The sequence below is a fragment of the Luteimonas rhizosphaericola genome (assembly GCF_029888045.1).
Lineage (GTDB): Bacteria > Pseudomonadota > Gammaproteobacteria > Xanthomonadales > Xanthomonadaceae > Luteimonas > Luteimonas rhizosphaericola.
Map to the genome: position 1 here is coordinate 141,264 of NZ_JARXRN010000020.1, position 15,288 is coordinate 156,551.

General features: G+C 70.4%; 15 protein-coding genes and 1 tRNA gene. 10 read left to right on the forward strand and 6 right to left on the reverse strand.

What is annotated here, in order from left to right:
- The first annotated feature begins 272 nt into the window (after window positions 1-272).
- From QFW80_RS04580 to QFW80_RS04610, 7 genes are read left to right on the forward strand one after another with little or no spacing between them, the layout of a single operon-like run.
- The gene (locus QFW80_RS04580) at window positions 273-1,028 is read left to right on the forward strand and encodes a hypothetical protein (RefSeq protein ID WP_280600151.1); all 756 of its coding nucleotides are present in this window, start codon (window positions 273-275) and stop codon (window positions 1,026-1,028) included.
- Window positions 1,025-1,726: a LamG domain-containing protein gene (locus tag QFW80_RS04585; protein ID WP_280600152.1), complete on the forward strand. Its 702-nt coding sequence runs from the start codon at window positions 1,025-1,027 to the stop codon at window positions 1,724-1,726. The genes QFW80_RS04580 and QFW80_RS04585 overlap by 4 nt, the downstream gene beginning before the upstream one ends.
- Before the next feature lie 16 nt (window positions 1,727-1,742).
- Window positions 1,743-2,192: a hypothetical protein gene (locus QFW80_RS04590; RefSeq protein WP_280600153.1), complete on the forward strand. Its 450-nt coding sequence runs from the start codon at window positions 1,743-1,745 to the stop codon at window positions 2,190-2,192.
- Between the two features lie 3 nt (window positions 2,193-2,195).
- A complete protein-coding gene (locus tag QFW80_RS04595) occupies window positions 2,196-4,454 on the forward strand; it encodes a phage tail length tape measure family protein (RefSeq protein WP_280600154.1) in 2,259 nt (752 codons plus the stop codon).
- Window positions 4,454-5,074: a hypothetical protein gene (locus QFW80_RS04600; RefSeq protein WP_280600156.1), complete on the forward strand. Its 621-nt coding sequence runs from the start codon at window positions 4,454-4,456 to the stop codon at window positions 5,072-5,074. The genes QFW80_RS04595 and QFW80_RS04600 overlap by 1 nt, the downstream gene beginning before the upstream one ends.
- Window positions 5,067-5,831 carry a phage terminase large subunit gene (locus tag QFW80_RS04605; RefSeq protein WP_280600157.1) on the forward strand — a complete coding sequence of 255 codons (765 nt, stop codon included), beginning with the start codon at window positions 5,067-5,069 and terminating at the stop codon, window positions 5,829-5,831. The genes QFW80_RS04600 and QFW80_RS04605 overlap by 8 nt, the downstream gene beginning before the upstream one ends.
- Window positions 5,822-6,523, forward strand: a complete 702-nt coding sequence (locus tag QFW80_RS04610; RefSeq protein WP_280600159.1) for a hypothetical protein — start codon at window positions 5,822-5,824, stop codon at window positions 6,521-6,523. The genes QFW80_RS04605 and QFW80_RS04610 overlap by 10 nt, the downstream gene beginning before the upstream one ends.
- Before the next feature lie 72 nt (window positions 6,524-6,595).
- Here the strand turns inward: QFW80_RS04610 and QFW80_RS04615 are convergent.
- Together QFW80_RS04615 and QFW80_RS04620 are read right to left on the reverse strand one after the other, a co-directional pair.
- Window positions 6,596-6,683: transfer RNA gene (locus QFW80_RS04615), tRNA-Ser, on the reverse strand.
- 70 nt (window positions 6,684-6,753) lie between these two features.
- Window positions 6,754-7,767 (reverse strand): LysR substrate-binding domain-containing protein, encoded by a 1,014-nt coding sequence (locus tag QFW80_RS04620; RefSeq protein WP_280600161.1) that lies wholly within the window; start codon window positions 7,765-7,767, stop codon window positions 6,754-6,756.
- Between the two features lie 112 nt (window positions 7,768-7,879).
- Between QFW80_RS04620 and QFW80_RS04625 the strand changes: the two genes are divergently transcribed.
- A complete protein-coding gene (locus tag QFW80_RS04625) occupies window positions 7,880-8,458 on the forward strand; it encodes an FMN-dependent NADH-azoreductase (protein WP_280600162.1) in 579 nt (192 codons plus the stop codon).
- 31 nt (window positions 8,459-8,489) lie between these two features.
- Here the strand turns inward: QFW80_RS04625 and serS are convergent, their stop codons facing one another.
- The gene (gene serS, locus QFW80_RS04630) at window positions 8,490-9,770 is read right to left on the reverse strand and encodes a serine--tRNA ligase (protein WP_280600163.1); all 1,281 of its coding nucleotides are present in this window, start codon (window positions 9,768-9,770) and stop codon (window positions 8,490-8,492) included.
- A 119-nt stretch (window positions 9,771-9,889) separates the two neighbouring features.
- On the opposite strand from serS, the gene QFW80_RS04635 reads away from it, so the two are divergent.
- Window positions 9,890-10,546 carry an energy transducer TonB gene (locus tag QFW80_RS04635; protein ID WP_280600165.1) on the forward strand — a complete coding sequence of 219 codons (657 nt, stop codon included), beginning with the start codon at window positions 9,890-9,892 and terminating at the stop codon, window positions 10,544-10,546.
- A 90-nt stretch (window positions 10,547-10,636) separates the two neighbouring features.
- Window positions 10,637-11,203: an energy transducer TonB gene (locus tag QFW80_RS04640; RefSeq protein WP_280600166.1), complete on the forward strand. Its 567-nt coding sequence runs from the start codon at window positions 10,637-10,639 to the stop codon at window positions 11,201-11,203.
- Between the two features lie 172 nt (window positions 11,204-11,375).
- Here the strand turns inward: QFW80_RS04640 and aroA are convergent, their stop codons facing one another.
- From aroA to serC, 3 genes are all read right to left on the reverse strand, one after another.
- Window positions 11,376-12,707 (reverse strand): 3-phosphoshikimate 1-carboxyvinyltransferase, encoded by a 1,332-nt coding sequence (aroA, locus tag QFW80_RS04645; protein WP_280600167.1) that lies wholly within the window; start codon window positions 12,705-12,707, stop codon window positions 11,376-11,378.
- Between the two features lie 112 nt (window positions 12,708-12,819).
- Window positions 12,820-13,980, reverse strand: coding sequence for a prephenate dehydratase (pheA, locus tag QFW80_RS04650; protein ID WP_280600169.1), 1,161 nt, complete (start codon window positions 13,978-13,980; stop codon window positions 12,820-12,822).
- Window positions 13,981-14,101: 121 nt separating this feature from the next.
- Window positions 14,102-15,199, reverse strand: a complete 1,098-nt coding sequence (gene serC / locus QFW80_RS04655; protein WP_280600170.1) for a phosphoserine transaminase — start codon at window positions 15,197-15,199, stop codon at window positions 14,102-14,104.
- Window positions 15,200-15,288 lie beyond the last annotated feature (89 nt).

Below are 15,288 nucleotides of genomic sequence, written 5' to 3' on the forward strand. Positions count from 1 at the left end.
ACGATGCGCAACCAATGCAACGCAACGCAACGCAACGAGCGCAACAGCGGTGCAACGGCCAGGGGGTTCCGCACCCCCATTCAGGGAGTCGGCCTGTCACTTGTGCGCCTTCGCGCCCTGCTCTCACGCTGCAAGGCGGAGGCTCTCTCCGCCACAACCCGCGGAAATGAACGCTTCCGGCGTTCGGGATTTGAGTTTCCCCACATAGCGGCCAACACTGGCCGAGACGCAACGGCGGTGTGCACTACCGCCCCAACCCGAGACCGACCCACATGCCCACCGACCACGCCATCCGCCGCGCCCTGCCCGCAAAGGCGCAACGCGCCTACGACGAGAGCGACCTGTCCCCCACCACGCTGCGCCTCAAGTTCGGCCCGCAGCTGCGCATGGACGGACCCGAGGGCACCGAGCCCTACGCCCCGCCGCCAGCCACGCAGCTGGGGCGGGAGATCGCCGAGCACGCACAGCGGTGCCAGAGCACCTGGACGCAGATCCGGGATGCGCACTTCCGCTCCCTGGCCGACAAGTCCGTCGACCACACCACGGCCTTCGTCCGCAGCGCGAAGGCGGCCAAGGCCAAGCTCGGCCAGCTGGACGCCAACTCGCAGCGCCTGATGGCCGAGCTGGACGCCCGTACGCAGCACATCGCCACCCTGCAGGCCAACGCCCGCAAGCCGCCCACCAGCGTGGGCGAGGCACAGATCGACGCCGAGGTCCGCGCGATGATCCGCGCCGAGGCCGACCCCAACAAGGCCGCGGCACTGGCCCGCGCCCACCCGCGCGCGCTCGCCACGGCGCCGGCCGTCGCCCTGGGTCTGTCCGACGACTCGCCCCTGTACCGCGAGGCGATCAACGCCCACCTGCGCGCGACCATCCCCGACGTGATGGCGGAGGCCGACGAGATCCACGCGGCGATCGACCAGTTCACCCGCGCCGACAAGGCGGTCGTCGAGCTGTCGACGTCCATCATCGACTTCGACTTGGCCGCCAACCTGGAGAGCGGGTCCAACTGGGAGGAGGCGGCATGATGCTTCGGCGAGCCATGATGGCAGGCGCATCGGGCGGCGTCACCGACCCGTATTGGGCAAATGTGGTTTCGCTGCTCCACCTGGACGGGGCGGATGGAAGCACTAGCACAACTGATCAGAAGGGGAAGAGTTGGACCTTCTTTGGTTCTGGCAGCGCGCTTGATACGGGCCATGCGGCGTTTGGGCCTTCGAGCCTGCTGCTATCGGGCGGGGGAAACTCGCGCGTCGAGGCCGCCTCCACGAGTACCGATTTCGACCTTTCGGGAAACTATTGCGCTGAGGGCTGGATTCGCCCGGCGAGCATCGGCAACAACGCGATCATCACGATCGGAACATCCAATAGCGAGCGCATCACTATCGGCGTCTCCTCCACGCTCGGCTTGTACCTGTACACGGCCAGCGGCGGTAGCGGCGCCGTGCGAATTTCAAGCGGAGCCGGAACGGTCTCGACGGGCGTGTGGCGCCATTTTGCGGCCACAAAGGACTCGGGTGTTTGGTGGCTTTTCCTGCACGGCGCATTGAGTGGCACGTCTTCGACTACCGTATACCCTTCTGGCAGCCTGAAGGCATACATTGGCGCCGGTGCAGTCTCCGACTCCCTGTTCCATGGCCACATCGACGAGGGGCGCTTCACCAAGAGTGTCGCGCGTTACACGTCGGCATTCACGGCGCCTACCGCTCCGTTCCCGAATAGCTAAGGGCGGCAGACCGGTAATGGCACGCACCGACTTCGGCAAGGCGCTGCACAAGTTCGCCGAGAAGGTGGACGGCGGCATCGCCACCGTGATGCGCAAGTCATCGATCGACCTGCTGTCGTCGATCGTGATGAAGACACCGGTCGGCAATCCGACCCTCTGGAAGTCGAAGGGGCCGCCGGGCTACGTGGGCGGTCGCCTGCGTGCGTCGTGGACGGTCGATTTCGACCAGGCCGTATTCACCGCCACGCTCAAGCCGGACCCGTCCGGCGCGCTGACGATCGCCAACGGCGCCACGAAGCTGCAGCAGTGGGAACCGGGCCTGCCCATCGTCATCTCGACCCGCCTGCCCTACGCGCCCCGCATCGAGTTTCAAGGCCATAGCGGCCAAGCACCCGCGGGCATGGTCCGCGTTTCCGTCGCCGAATGGCACAGCTTCGTCGAGCGCGCCGCGCGCTCTCTGGATTGATTCATGGACATTGCAACCCTTTCCGTCCGCGTCACTGACGACGGCGCCAAGGTCGCCACCGGCAACCTGGAAAAGCTCGCGCAGGCCGGCGACAAGGCCGCCGTCGCCACCCAGGCACAGGGCAAGGCCTACAAGCAGACGGCGCTGTCGGCGGCGCAGCTCACGGCCGCGCAGCGTCAGCTGCCCATGCAGTTCACGGACATTGCGACGGGCCTGGCCAGCGGCCAGAAGCCGCTGCAAGTTCTGCTGCAGCAAGGTGGCCAGCTGAAAGACGCCTTCGGCGGTGTGGGCGCAGCCCTGCGCGCCACTGCGAGCTACGTGGTCGGGCTGATCAACCCCTTCACCCTCGCGGCCGGCGCGGTTGGCGGCCTGGTCCTGGCGTTCACGCAGATGGAGGAACGGCAGAACTCGATCGACCGCGCGCTGATCCTCACCGGCCGCTACAGCCGCGAGGCCGCGGACGCGCTGCGCGACTACTCGCGGGAGCTGGACGGTATCGCGGGAGTCACCGCGGGCAGCGCCGCGCGTGCGATCGCGGAAGTCGCAGCGACGGGGCGCTTCACGGCCGAGCAGTTCAGGACGGTCACGACGGCCGCGGAAACATGGCGCGTTGCGACCGGCACCGCAGTCGAGGACACGGTCAAGCAGTTCGCGCGGTTGCAGGACGATCCGGTGAAGGCCGTGCTCGAACTCAACCGGACCTACAACTTCCTGACGGAATCGACCTACGACCAGATTCGTGCCCTGCAGGCGCAGGGCCGTGACGTGGACGCAGCGACCAAGGCGATCGAGGCGTATGCGAACGCGATCAACACGCGCGCGCCGCGCATCGCGGCCGAGGTCGGCGCCATTTCGTCGGCCTTCCGCGGACTCGGCCGCATCGCCGGCGAGACGTGGGACCAGGTGGTCGAGGGCATGGACAACGCGCTCGACCAGATGATCGCCAGGGCGGGCCAGTTCGGCGGCCTGCCCGGCCTGCTGCTGCAGTCGAGTGCACTCGGCCTGCAGCGTGCAGGTGGCCGGGGCGGCTCCGACCGCCCTGATTTCTCCAACGTCACCACGGGCCCGATCGTCGACAGCGCGCGCGCCATTGCTGACCAGGACTGGCAGCGCAGTGCGATTCGCTATGCGACCGAGCGCGAGAAGCTCGAGCGGGACATTGCGGAGGCGCGCCGGCAGGGCACCGCGGCCGGACGGTCGGAGGCGGAGATCCAGGCGCGCATTGCCGCCATCCAGGCGGATTACGCCCGGCGCGGTGCGCGCAGCGGCGGCCGCCAGGCCCGCGGCGCCAAGCTGCCCGACTTCTCGCGCAAGGCTGCCGAGGAACTGCGCGAGATGGTGGCTGCGACGACCGCGGCGCGCGACAGCTTCGAGGCGATGGCCGCGAGCCTGGCCGGTCCGGTAGCCGAGGCGGCGTATCGCTTCTCCGTCGACCAGGAACGGCTCAACGAACTCGCACGCAAGGGCGAGATCGCCGCTGGTGCGCTGGCGACCGCGCAAGCCAACCTGCGCCGCGAGTACGAGGCCGAGGCCGAGGCGATCGACCGCCGCTTGAATCCACAACGCGAAATCATCGCGGGACTGGAGGAGGAGGTCCGGTGGCTCCAGGCGTCGGCCGTGGAGCAATACCGCCTGACAGCTGCCCGCATGGCCGGCGCGACCGCGACCGACGCGCAGGTCGCATCGATCGCGGACCTGCTGCAGACCCGCGACCAGCTGATGGAAGCGGAGTACCGGTGGCAGCAGTTCGGCGGCACCATCTCCGATTCGCTGTTCGACATCGTGACCGGCGCCGAGTCGGCCACCGAGGCACTGCGCAACCTGTTCGACAACCTGGCCGCGCAGGTCACGCGCAACATCTCCGACGACTGGGCCGACAGCATCACCGGCTGGCTCAAGGGAGCGTCGAGCGGCGGTGGCGGCGGGTCTGGTGGCGGCTGGGTCAACGCGCTTTGGTCTCTGTTCGGCGGCGGCAACGCCGGCTGGGGCTGGTCCGAAGGCGGCTACACCGGCGACGGCGGAAAGCGCGAGGTCGCCGGGCTGGTGCACCGGGGCGAGTACGTGATCCCGGCCGACGCCACCCGGCGCCTGGGGCGCGGGATGCTCGACCAGATCGCCAACGGGCGGATGCCGGGTTACTCCGGGCCGCCGCAGGTCCACCAGGTGATCCAGGTGCAGGGGCTGATGACCAGGGAGACCCCGACGCAGATCGCGCGCAAGTCTGCGGCCGAGATGCGCACCGCGACGGCAAGGCTTGGCTAATGGCACGCGCCTGCTCAACCTGCAGCCACCCCGACCGGGCCGCGATCGAGATCGGCTTGGCGAACGGCATCGCCTGCCGCGTGCTCGGCAAGCGATACGGGCTGGATCCGTCGCAGCTGTCGCGGCACCGTTCGAATCACATGAAGCCTGAGCTCCTGACGAAGCTGGCGGTCCGCCCCAACCGCAGCGACGAGGAACTGGCCCACATCCGTGAGGTCGAGAGCAAGAGCTTGCTCGACAACCTGGTCTGGCAGCGGTCGCGCATGTACGCCAACGCCGACCAATGCGTCCGCATTGGCGACGGCGCCGGCGAGCGTGCGGCGATCGCGGAGGCGGGCCGGTGCACCGAGCGCATCGCCAAGCTGATGGGCGAGCTCGGCGCAGTCATCCGTCACGACCACCGGCACGTCCACATCGCCTCGATGCCCGAATACCACGCGCTGCGCACGGAGCTTGTGCGCGCGCTGCGGCCGTTCCCGGAGGCGCACCAGGCCGCCATCGCAGCATTCCACCGGGCCGAGACGCTGGCCGCCCAGGCGTCAACCGTGCTCGAAGGCGAGGCGCAGCGCGTGAGGCAGCAGGTCGAGTCGCGGGCCACGGAGATGGTCCCGCGTGTCTAGCCTTGCGGCCGAGTTCGAGCGCGCGCTGGATCCTGCGGCCATCTTCACCGGCGCCGGCATGGCGGCGGACCCTTGGCAGGCCGGCGTCCTGCGCAGTTCGCACCCGCGCCAGCTGCTGCTCTGCAGCCGGCAGTCGGGCAAGTCCACCACTGTCGCCTCGCTGGCGGTCCACTCGGCGTTGTACGACCCCGGCCTGGTCCTGCTGTTCGCGCCGGCGCAGCGCCAGTCGACCGAGCTGTTCAAGAAGGTGTCCGCGTTCTATCGCGCGCTGCCCGACGTCCCCACGCCGGTCGCGGTCACCGAGACGAAGATGGAGCTTCCCAACGGGAGTCGCATCATCGCCCTGCCCGGCAGCGAGGCCACGACGCGCGGCTACAGCGCGCCGCGGCTGATCCTGGTGGACGAAGCCAGCCGCACCGAGGAGGCGCTGTACGGCGCCCTGCGCCCGATGCTCGCCACCACGAGCACGCAGCTCGACCAGGGGCGGATGCTCTGCCTGTCCACGCCCTGGGGCAAGCGTGGCTGGTTCTATGAGCAGTGGGCGCACGGCGGCGACCGATGGCAGCGCACGAAGATCACGGCGCACGACTGCCCGCGCATCTCCGCGGAGTGGCTGGCCGAGGAACGCAAGCTGGTCGGCGACTTCATCTTCCGCCAGGAATATCTGTGCGAGTTCGTCGACACCGAGGAACAGCTGTTCCCCACCGAATTGATCGAGCGGGCCGTGAGGCCGGCGGGAGGCCCGTTGTGGCAATGAAGTTCCAGGAGCTCCGCGAGTTCGTGGTCGGCGTCGACTTGGGCCAGGCCCACGACCCGACCGCAATCGCAGTCATCGAGCACGTGCATTGGCGCGTGAACCCGGAGGCGCGCAAACACGCCCACTACCACGACAAGGGCCGGCGCCTGGCGCTGGAATGGGAACAGGAGCTGCGGCAGGACGAAGCCTTCCGGCAGCAGTTCAACGTCCGCCACTTGGAGCGCCTGCCGCTGGGCACGCACTACCCGGCGCAGGTAGCCCACATCGCGGACCTGGTGCGCCGTGCGCCGCTGAAAGACGCGCGCGTGTTCTACGACTGCACCGGCGTCGGCCGGGCCGTCGGCGACCTGCTGCACCAGGCGCAGATCCGCCGACTCAACCGCGTGCACCTGACCGGCGGGCAGGACTCCAAGGCCGAGGGCGCGCGCCACGCGGTGTCGAAGGTCGACCTTGTGAGCCGGCTGCAGGCGGTGCTGCACACCGGCCAGCTGGCGATCGAGGAGACGCTACCTGACGCCGCGGTGCTTGCGCGCGAGCTGGCGGACTACCGCCTGAACTTCACCGCGGCCGGCAACGCGCAGTTCAATGCCCGCAGCGGCGCCCACGATGACCTGCTGATTGCCACCGGGCTGGCGGTATACGGGTGCCAGCGACAGCCCGTGCAGGCGATCCACATGCCCTTCGCGGCTTAGGCCATTCAATGTGGGTTCAGATGTGGGGAAGCCCCTTACGATTGACGTAAAGCGTTGATTTATAAGGGCGACTGGCGGAAGGGGTGGGATTCGAACCCACGGATGCTTGCGCATCGGCGGTTTTCAAGACCGCTGCAATCGACCACTCTGCCACCCTTCCGCGTGTGGACCGCGCGCCCGCGGCATGCCTCACGCCAGCCCGCGACCCGCGGCGTCCGGCACCTACGCGCTCAGCGCATTGTCGCATGCGTTGCGGCAGGCAACGGCTTGCGTGCCGGGGCCGCGGCGCGCGCGCCGGCCGCCTCACCGTCCTTGCCGCAGTGCCTGCAGTTGAGGCTGGACTCCTCGATCAGCGGCGGCAGCTTCTCGGCCAGGAAGTCGATGAACACGCGCACCGCCGGCAGCATCCCGCGCCGCGAGGCGAATACCGCGTGGGCCACGCCCTGCGGCAGGCGCCAGTCCGGCAGCACCACCTCCAGCTCGCCGCTGCGCACCGCGTCGGCGCACATCGTCTCGGGCAGCATGGTGATGCCCAGGCCCTGCTTGGCCAGGTCCATCAGCATCGGGAAATCGAAACCCGACACGCGCGGCTTGAGCTCGACGCGGCGCACCTCGCCATCGCGCCCCTGCAGCTCCCAGCGCTGGCGGCCCTCGTCCTCGCCCATCGTCATCGAGGTGTGCGAGGCCAGGTCCTCGGGCGCGGTCGGGCGCCCGGCCTTGTCGAGATAGCGCGGGCTCGCCACCAGCAGCTCCTGGATCTGACCGAAGCTGCGCATCACCAGGCTGCCGTCGTCGTCGAACTTGGTGCGCACGCGGATCGCGATGTCGAAGCCCTCGTTGATCACGTCCACGCGCCGGTTGCTGACGTGCATCTGCACGCGCACTTCCGGGTAGCGGGCCAGGAACTCGGGCAGCAGCTTGGGCATCAGCTGCTGGGCGACGCCGACCGGCACGCTGACCTTGACCACGCCACGCGGCTCGGCGCTCAGGCGGTCGACCACCTCGCGCGCGGCGGTGGCCTCGGCCAGCATCGACTGGGCGTGGCGATGCACGCTCTGGCCGACGTCGGTGACCGCGAAGCGGCGCGTCGAGCGCTGCAGCAGGCGCACGCCGAGATCGGTCTCGAGCTGGCTGATGCGCCGGCTCAGGCGCGACTTGGGGATGCCCAGCGCGCGCTCGGCCGCGGCGAAACCGCCGTGGTCGACCACCATGGCGAAGTAGTAGAGATCGTTGAGATCCTGCACGATGGCATCCTCGATGGAACGATGCGTGGCATTTCAGCACGTTTATTCCACTATCGCAACAACCTATGGTGTCCGGGTGTCGGCGTTCCGCCGGCGAAACGGAGCCACCGCCATGAAGCTGCTGCACATCGATTCGAGCATCCTCGGCGACCAGTCGGTCAGCCGCGAACTCACCGGCGCCATCGTCGCACGCTGGCGCGACACCGCGCCGGACCTGGACGTCGTCGCCCGCGACCTGGGCAGCGAGCCCCTGGCCCACCTGTCCGGCGCGGCGCTGGCCGGCCAGGACGCCGCCGAGGCGGCGCGTGGGGAAGCGGCGCTGCGCGAGTTCCTCGATGCGGACGTCGTCGTGATCGGCGCGCCGATGTACAACTTCGCCATTCCCTCCTCGCTCAAGGCCTGGATCGACCGGATCGCGGTGCGCGGGCGCACCTTCCGCTACACCGCCGATGGTCCGGAAGGCCTGGCGCGGGACAAGCGGGTGATCGTGGTCGCCTCCGCCGGCGGCATCCACGACGGCCAGCCGAGCGACTTCGTCGAGCCGTACCTGCGCCACGTCTTCGCGTTCCTGGGCGTGGACGACATCGAGTTCGTGCGCGCCGAAGGCATCGGCCTGTCCCCCGAGCATCGCACCGCCGCCATCGGGCGCGCGCATGCGACGCTGCCGGTCCCGCTGCGCAAGGCCGCCTGAAAGTCCGGGCCCGCGACGGCGGGCCGCCAGGTCAGGCGATGCGTTCCAGCCCGCCCATGTAGGGACGCAACGCCTCGGGCACCCGCATCGAGCCGTCGGCCTGCTGGCCGTTCTCCATCACCGCGATCAGGGCGCGGCCCACCGCCACGCCCGACCCGTTGAGCGTGTGCACCGGCTCGGGCTTGCCGGTGTCCGGGTTGCGCCAGCGCGCCTGCATGCGCCTGGCCTGGAAGTCGCCGCAGTTCGAGCACGAGGAAATCTCGCGGTAGGTCTGCTGCGACGGCAGCCAGACTTCCAGATCGAAGGTCTTGCGCGCCGAGAAGCCCATGTCGCCGGAGCACAGCAGCATGCGCCGGTACGGCAGGCCGAGGCGTTCGAGCACGGTTTCCGCGCAGCGCGTCATGCGCTCGTGCTCGGCGTCGCTGTCGGCGGGCGCCGTGATCGACACCAGCTCGACCTTCTCGAACTGGTGCTGGCGGATCATGCCGCGCACGTCGCGCCCGCCGCTGCCGGCCTCGGAGCGGAAGCACAGCGAATGCGCGGCCATCCGCAGCGGCAGCCGGTCGGCCTCGAGGATCCCGTCGCGCACGGTGTTGGTCAGCGGAATCTCGGCGGTGGAAACCAGGTAGCGCCGATGCTCGCCCAGCTGGGTGGCGAACATGTCGTCCTCGAACTTCGGCAGCTGGCCGGTGCCGAGCAGACTGTCGGCATTGACGATCACCGGCACATTCGTTTCTTCGTACGCGTGTTCGCCCACGTGCAGGTCGAGCATGAACTGCGCCAGCGCGCGGTGCAGCCGCGCCAGCTGGCCACGCAGCACGGTGAAACGCGCGCCGGACAGCTTGGCCGCGGTGTCGCCATCGAGCCAGCCGTGGCGCGCGCCGAGCTCGACGTGGTCGCGGACCTCGAAATCGAAGCTGCGGGGTTCGCCCCAGCGGTGCAGCTCCACGTTGCCCGATTCGTCGCCGCCGACGGGCACGGACGCGTCGGGCAGGTTCGGCACGCCCAGCGCGATCGCCTCCAGCTCGCCGCGGATCGCGTCGAGCCGCGCCTCGCTGGCCTTGAGTTCGTCGCCCAGCCCGGCCACTTCTGCCAGCAGCGGCGCCACGTCCTCGCCCCGCGCCTTGGCCTGGCCGATCGCCTTGCTGCGCGTGTTGCGCAGGTTCTGCAGTTCCTGGGTGCGCACCTGGATCTGCTTGCGCTCGGCCTCCAGCGCCTGCAGCTGCGTCACCGGCAGCGCGAAGCCGCGCAGTTCGCGCAGCTGCGCGGCGGTGTGGTCGAGGTGCTGGCGAAACAGGCTGGGATCGAGCATGGCGGGAACGGCGCTGGAAAACGCCGATTATCGCCGAGTTGCGCGCACGCTGCCGGCGCGCGGCCCGGCGCAGGGCATGTGCCAGAATCCCGGTGTCCCTGTCGTCGCCAGGCCATCGCATGACCGCACCGCCCGCCTCCCCGTCGCCGCTGCAGCGCTTCGCCCGCTTCCTGCCCGCAGGCCGCGGCTGGTGGCTGGTGCTGGGTGCGATCGTGGCCGGACTGCTGCTGTTCGCACTGGTGCTGTCGAACAAGCGCGACGAATTCGAATTCCACCGCGCCGGCGAAGCTCCGCCCGGCGTGCCGGGGCAGGTGTTCGAACCCCTGCCGGCACCGCTGCCGGCGGGTGAGTCGGGCGCCAGCGGCATGGACGATCGTCCGCCACCGCGCGACGAGGCGCCGCGCATCGACCAGCAGGCGCAGTCGCCGGTCCCGCCGCCGTCCGCGCAGCCGCCGGCTGCGGACGCCGTGCAGGCGCCGCCGGACGCCGGACCCCGGGTGGACGCGGGTGTGCCGCGCCCGATTTCCACGCCCTCGCCCGACTATCCGTCGGCCGCCCTGCGTGCCCGCGCCTCGGGCGATGTCGTGCTGCGGATCGAGGTGGGCACGGACGGGCGCCCCAGCGATGTCACCGTGGTCGGCAGCAGCCGCAACCGCGCACTGGACCGGGCCGCGGTGCAGACCGTGCGCCGGTGGCGCTTCGAGCCGGCGCTGCGCGACGGCGTCCCGGTGCCTGCCACCGTTCAGCAGGTCATCAGATTCGAACCGCCGGGCTGACCTGCACTCACTTGCCGTTGACGCGGCGGCGACGCGCCATCGACGCGGCGCGTGGAATCGTCGGCCTCGACCCATCATGAGGACCCTCAGATGTCCGATCCGATGATCCAGCGTCCCGCTCCCACGCCCGGCCACGAGCCGCGTCCCGACGACCTCCCGCCCCGCCGCGGCGGAGGCGCCAACGCCCTGCTGTGGATCCTGCTGCTGGTGGCGATCGTCGCCACCGCCTGGTACTTCCTCGGCCGGCGCGATGCGACCGAAATGCCGCCTGCGGCCACGCCGATCGGGGAGACGACGCCCGCGCCTTCCGAGTCGCCGGTGTCCACCGAACCCGCGTCCCGCGACCAGACCGCGCGCGAGCGTGCCGCGCCCGTGGTGGCCGATCGCGTCGCGCGCCCGCTCTCGCAACCGGCGCCCGAGTATCCGGGCGCCGCGGTGCGGGCGGGCGACGAAGGCACGGTGATGCTGGAAGTCGCGGTGGGGACCGACGGCACGCCGACCGATGTGTCGATCGCCCGCCGCAGCGGCTCGCGCGAGCTGGACCGCGCGGCGCTGCAGGCCGTTCGCGGCTGGACGTTCGAACCGGCGATCCGGAACGGACAGGCCGTCGCGTCGACCGTGCAGGTTCCGGTGGATTTCCGTCTCGACACGCAGTAATCGCGCGCCGCGGCCGGCGGAGGAGGTCCCCTCGGCCCCCAGGAACGCAACGACGACGCGCGCCCCAGGGGCGCGCGTTCTTCGTTCTGGGTGTCGCGCGCCATCCCTGCATCCGACGCCCGCGACGGGGTCGCGCCACGGCGGTGACCTGAGCCGGTGTCGCGGTCGTTCGTCAGGCGCCGCGCGACGCGACGAGGCCGAAGCCTGCGCCACGTGCCAGGGAATCGAACCCCGGGAAGGACGTGGCGACGTTGTCGACGTCGCGGATGCGGACCTCGCCCGTTGCCCGCTGCGCGGCGATGGCGAAAGCCATGGCGATGCGATGGTCGCCGTGGCTCTCGATCGTGCCGCCCTGCAGCGCAGCGCCACCCTGGATGGTGGCACCGTCCGGCGCTTCGTCCACGTCGACGCCCAGCGCCCGCAGGCCGTTCGCCATCGCGGCGATCCGGTCGGACTCCTTGACCCGCAGTTCGGCGGCGCCGCTCACCACGGTGGCGCCGGTGGCGCACGCAGCGGCGACGAACAGGGCCGGGAACTCGTCGATCATGTCGGCCACATGCTCCGTCGGCACGTCGATGCCGCGCAGCGGCGCGTGGCGCACGCGCAAGTCGCTCACCGGCTCCCCGCCCTGCTCGCCCGCGGGCGTTTCCTCGATGTCAGCGCCCATCGCCCGCAGCACATGCAGCAGCCCGGTGCGCCGCGGGTTCATGCCCACGCGCTCGAGCAGCAGATCGGAGCCCGGTACCACGCTCGCGGCCACGATGAAGAACGCCGCCGAGGAGAAGTCCGCAGGCACCACGATGTCGCGCGCCGCCAGCCGGTGGCCGCCTTCCAGCCGTGCATACCCCGGCGAGAACACGATCGGCCAGCCCAGCGCCTGCAGCATGCGTTCGGTGTAGTCGCGGGTCGGATGCGGCTCGCGCACGGTGGTGGTGCCGCGGGCGTACAGCCCGGCCAGCAGCAGCGCGGACTTCACCTGCGCGCTCGCCACATCGGTCACCAGTTCGATCCCCTGCAGGGCGGATCCGCCGTGGATGTGCAGCGGCGGCATGCCGCCATCGGCGGTATCGATGCGTGCGCCCATCCGCGCCAGCGGCACCGTCACGCGCTTCATCGGGCGCCTGGACAACGATGCATCGCCGACCAGCACGCTGTCGAACGGCTGGCCCGCCAGCAGCCCAGCCAGCAGGCGCATGCCGGTGCCGGCGTTGCCGCAGTCGAGCGGGCCGTCCGGCGCGCGCAGCCCATCGATGCCGACGCCGTGCACCACGCGCTGCCCGGGGCCCGGGGCCTCGATCGAGACGCCCAGCCGCCGGAAGATCGCCTCGGTCGCCCGCGCGTCCTCGCCCTCCAGGAAGCCCTCGATCCGCGAGGTGCCATCGGCGAGCGACGCCAGCATGATCGCGCGGTGGGACACCGACTTGTCGCCCGGCACCACCAGGGTGCCGCGGAGCGGCGTGCCCTGCGATGCGATCCAGTCCGTGCCCGTGCCGCTGCTGCTCATTGCCGTCTCCCGGAAGAGTGAGGAAAGGGGGTGCGATCACGCCGGTGGCGCGTCGCGTACATGCGCAAGGTGGCGGCACCGCGGCCGCCGCGCCCGGTGCCGCGGGGTCGGATCAGGGCACCGCGACCGGGTAGGAACCCAGCACGTGCACGTCGCCGGCGAAATCGTCGATCTCCGCCAGCGCATCCTTCAGCGGCGATTCGTCGACGTGGCCCTCGACGTCGATGAAGAACGCGTACTGCCACAGGGCGCCGTGCGCGGGCCGCGACTCGATCCGGTTCATGCTGATCGCGCGCCGCGCCAGCGGCTCCAGGATCTTGTACAGCGCGCCGGGCTGGTCGCGGATCGACACCATCAGCGAGGTGCGGTCGTTGCCCGAGGGCGGGAACGACGCCCGACCCACCACCAGGAAGCGCGTGGTGTTGTCGGTGCGGTCCTCGATCGGGCCGGCGACGACCTTCATCCCGTAGACGTGGGCCGCGTTCTCGCCGGCGATGGCCGCCGCGTCGTCCGACTTCTTCGCCCGTCGCACGGCTTCGGCATTGCTCGACACCGCTTCCTTGTGCACGTCCGGCAGGTTCTGGCGCAGCCAGTTCTTGCACTGCGCCAGCGACATGCCGTGCGAATACACGCGCTCGACGTCCTCCAGGTGGCCGGTGCGCGAGAGCAGGTACTGGTGCACGCGCAGCTCCACCTCGCCGCAGATCTTCAGCGGCGAGGTCAGGAACATGTCGAGCGTGGACTGGATGGTGCCCTGGCCGGAGTTCTCCACCGGCACCACGCCGAAGTCCGCGTTGCCGGCGGCGACCTCGTCGAACACCTCCTCGATGCTCACCAGCGGCAGCCCGCGCGCGGAATGGCCGAAGTGCTTGTGCACCGCCTGCTGCGAGAACGTCCCTTCCGGGCCGAGGTAGCCGATCTTCAGCGGCTCCTGCTGCGCCAGGCAGGCCGACATGATCTCGCGGAACAGCCGCACCAGCACCTCGTCCGAGAGCGGGCCGTCGTTGCGGTCGACCACCCGCCGCAGTACCTGCGCCTCGCGCTCGGGGCGGTAGTAGTCGATCGCGGCCGCCAGCTTGCCCTTGGCCTTGCCGACCTGGTGCGCCCACAGCGCGCGCTCGGCGATCAGCGACTGGATCTCGCGGTCGATGCCGTCGATCTGCGCGCGCACCGCGGCGAGGTCGGGTTTCGCCTGCCGGGCGAATTCGACCCGGCTGCGCGCCGAGGCGTCCGCGCCGGAGACGGCCGGGTCGGCTCCGCCGGAGGCCGGCACGCTTGCGTCGGAGCGCGCGGGGACCCGCTTCGCCGCCGTCCCCCGCGACGCGCCACCGGCACGGACGCGGCTCTTCGCGGCGGCCGCCTGGGTTTTGCCGGCCCTGGCCGGCGTGCGCTTGTCAGCCATGTCGCGTCTGGAACTCCCGCATGTAGTCGACGAGGGCCTGCACTCCCTCCACCGGCATCGCGTTGTAGATCGACGCGCGCATGCCGCCGAGCACGCGATGGCCCTTGAGGCCCATCAGCCCGGCCTCGCGCGCGCCGTCGAGGAACGCGGCATCGAGCGCCGAATCGGCGAGGAAGAACGGCACGTTCATGCGCGAGCGCACGGTCGGGTCGACCTCGTTGCGGTAGAAGCCACCGGAGCCGTCGATCGCCGCGTACAGCAGGGAGGACTTGCGCGCGCTGCGGCGGTCGAACTCGGCCGTGCCGCCCTCCTCGATCATCCAGCGCACGGTCAGGCCGAGCACGTACCAGTTCCAGGTCGGCGGCGTGTTGAGCATCGACTCGTTCGCCAGCTGCGAGCGGTAATCGAAGATGTCGGCACGCGGCTGGCCGGCGCGCTCGAGCAGGTCGCGGCGCACGATCACCACGCTGATGCCGACCGGGCCGAGGTTCTTCTGCGCGCCGGCGTAGATCAGGCCGTACTTCGACACGTCGACCGGTTCGGAGGCGATGCTGGAGCTGAAATCGGCGAACAGCGGCACGCGGCCGGTGTCCGGCGGCACCTGGCCCCAGGCGGGGCGGTACTCGACCCCGTGGATGGTCTCGTTCGCGGTCACGTGGACGTAGGCCGCGTCGTCGGACAGGCGCCAGGTTTCGCGCGCGGGAATGCGACGGAAGCCGTCCGCCTCGCCGCTCGCGGCCACGTTCACCGCGACCGAGGGCACCTGCTTGAGCGCGGTCTTGCCCCAGTGGCCGCTGACCACGTAGTCCACCCGCTGGCCGGCGTCGGCGAAGTTCAGTGCGATCAGGGCCTGCTGGGTGGTGGCGCCGCCGGCGGGGAACAGCACCGCGTAGTCGTCGGGTACCGCGAGCAGGCTGCGCAGGTCGGCCTCGGCCTGGCGCGCGACCTGCAGGAACTCCGGGCCGCGATGGCTGATCTCCACGATCGACGCGCGCGCGTCGCCCCATTCGAGCATGTCCGCCTGCGCCTGGCGCAGGACCGGTTCGGGCAGAGCGGCAGGGCCGGGACTGAAATTGTAGGCGCGCGACATCGGGCTTCACGGAACCGGAGGGGAACGCATCCTAGTATGCCGCAGTGCACCAGCGATTCCCGCGGCGACGCAACTTTTTGCGCGCCGCG

What these genes read in the sequence shown, in the direction of transcription:
- QFW80_RS04580 (WP_280600151.1), top strand. Translation starts at nt 273, where the DNA reads ATGCCCACCGACCACGCCATCCGCCGCGCCCTGCCCGCAAAGGCGCAA.
- QFW80_RS04585 (WP_280600152.1), top strand. Translation starts at nt 1,025, where the DNA reads ATGATGCTTCGGCGAGCCATGATGGCAGGCGCATCGGGCGGCGTCACC.
- QFW80_RS04590 (WP_280600153.1), top strand. Translation starts at nt 1,743, where the DNA reads ATGGCACGCACCGACTTCGGCAAGGCGCTGCACAAGTTCGCCGAGAAG.
- QFW80_RS04595 (WP_280600154.1), top strand. Translation starts at nt 2,196, where the DNA reads ATGGACATTGCAACCCTTTCCGTCCGCGTCACTGACGACGGCGCCAAG.
- QFW80_RS04600 (WP_280600156.1), top strand. Translation starts at nt 4,454, where the DNA reads ATGGCACGCGCCTGCTCAACCTGCAGCCACCCCGACCGGGCCGCGATC.
- QFW80_RS04625 (WP_280600162.1), top strand. Translation starts at nt 7,880, where the DNA reads ATGAAGCTGCTGCACATCGATTCGAGCATCCTCGGCGACCAGTCGGTC.
- serS (WP_280600163.1), bottom strand. Translation starts at nt 9,770, where the DNA reads ATGCTCGATCCCAGCCTGTTTCGCCAGCACCTCGACCACACCGCCGCG.
- QFW80_RS04635 (WP_280600165.1), top strand. Translation starts at nt 9,890, where the DNA reads ATGACCGCACCGCCCGCCTCCCCGTCGCCGCTGCAGCGCTTCGCCCGC.
- QFW80_RS04640 (WP_280600166.1), top strand. Translation starts at nt 10,637, where the DNA reads ATGTCCGATCCGATGATCCAGCGTCCCGCTCCCACGCCCGGCCACGAG.
- aroA (WP_280600167.1), bottom strand. Translation starts at nt 12,707, where the DNA reads ATGAGCAGCAGCGGCACGGGCACGGACTGGATCGCATCGCAGGGCACG.
- serC (WP_280600170.1), bottom strand. Translation starts at nt 15,199, where the DNA reads ATGTCGCGCGCCTACAATTTCAGTCCCGGCCCTGCCGCTCTGCCCGAA.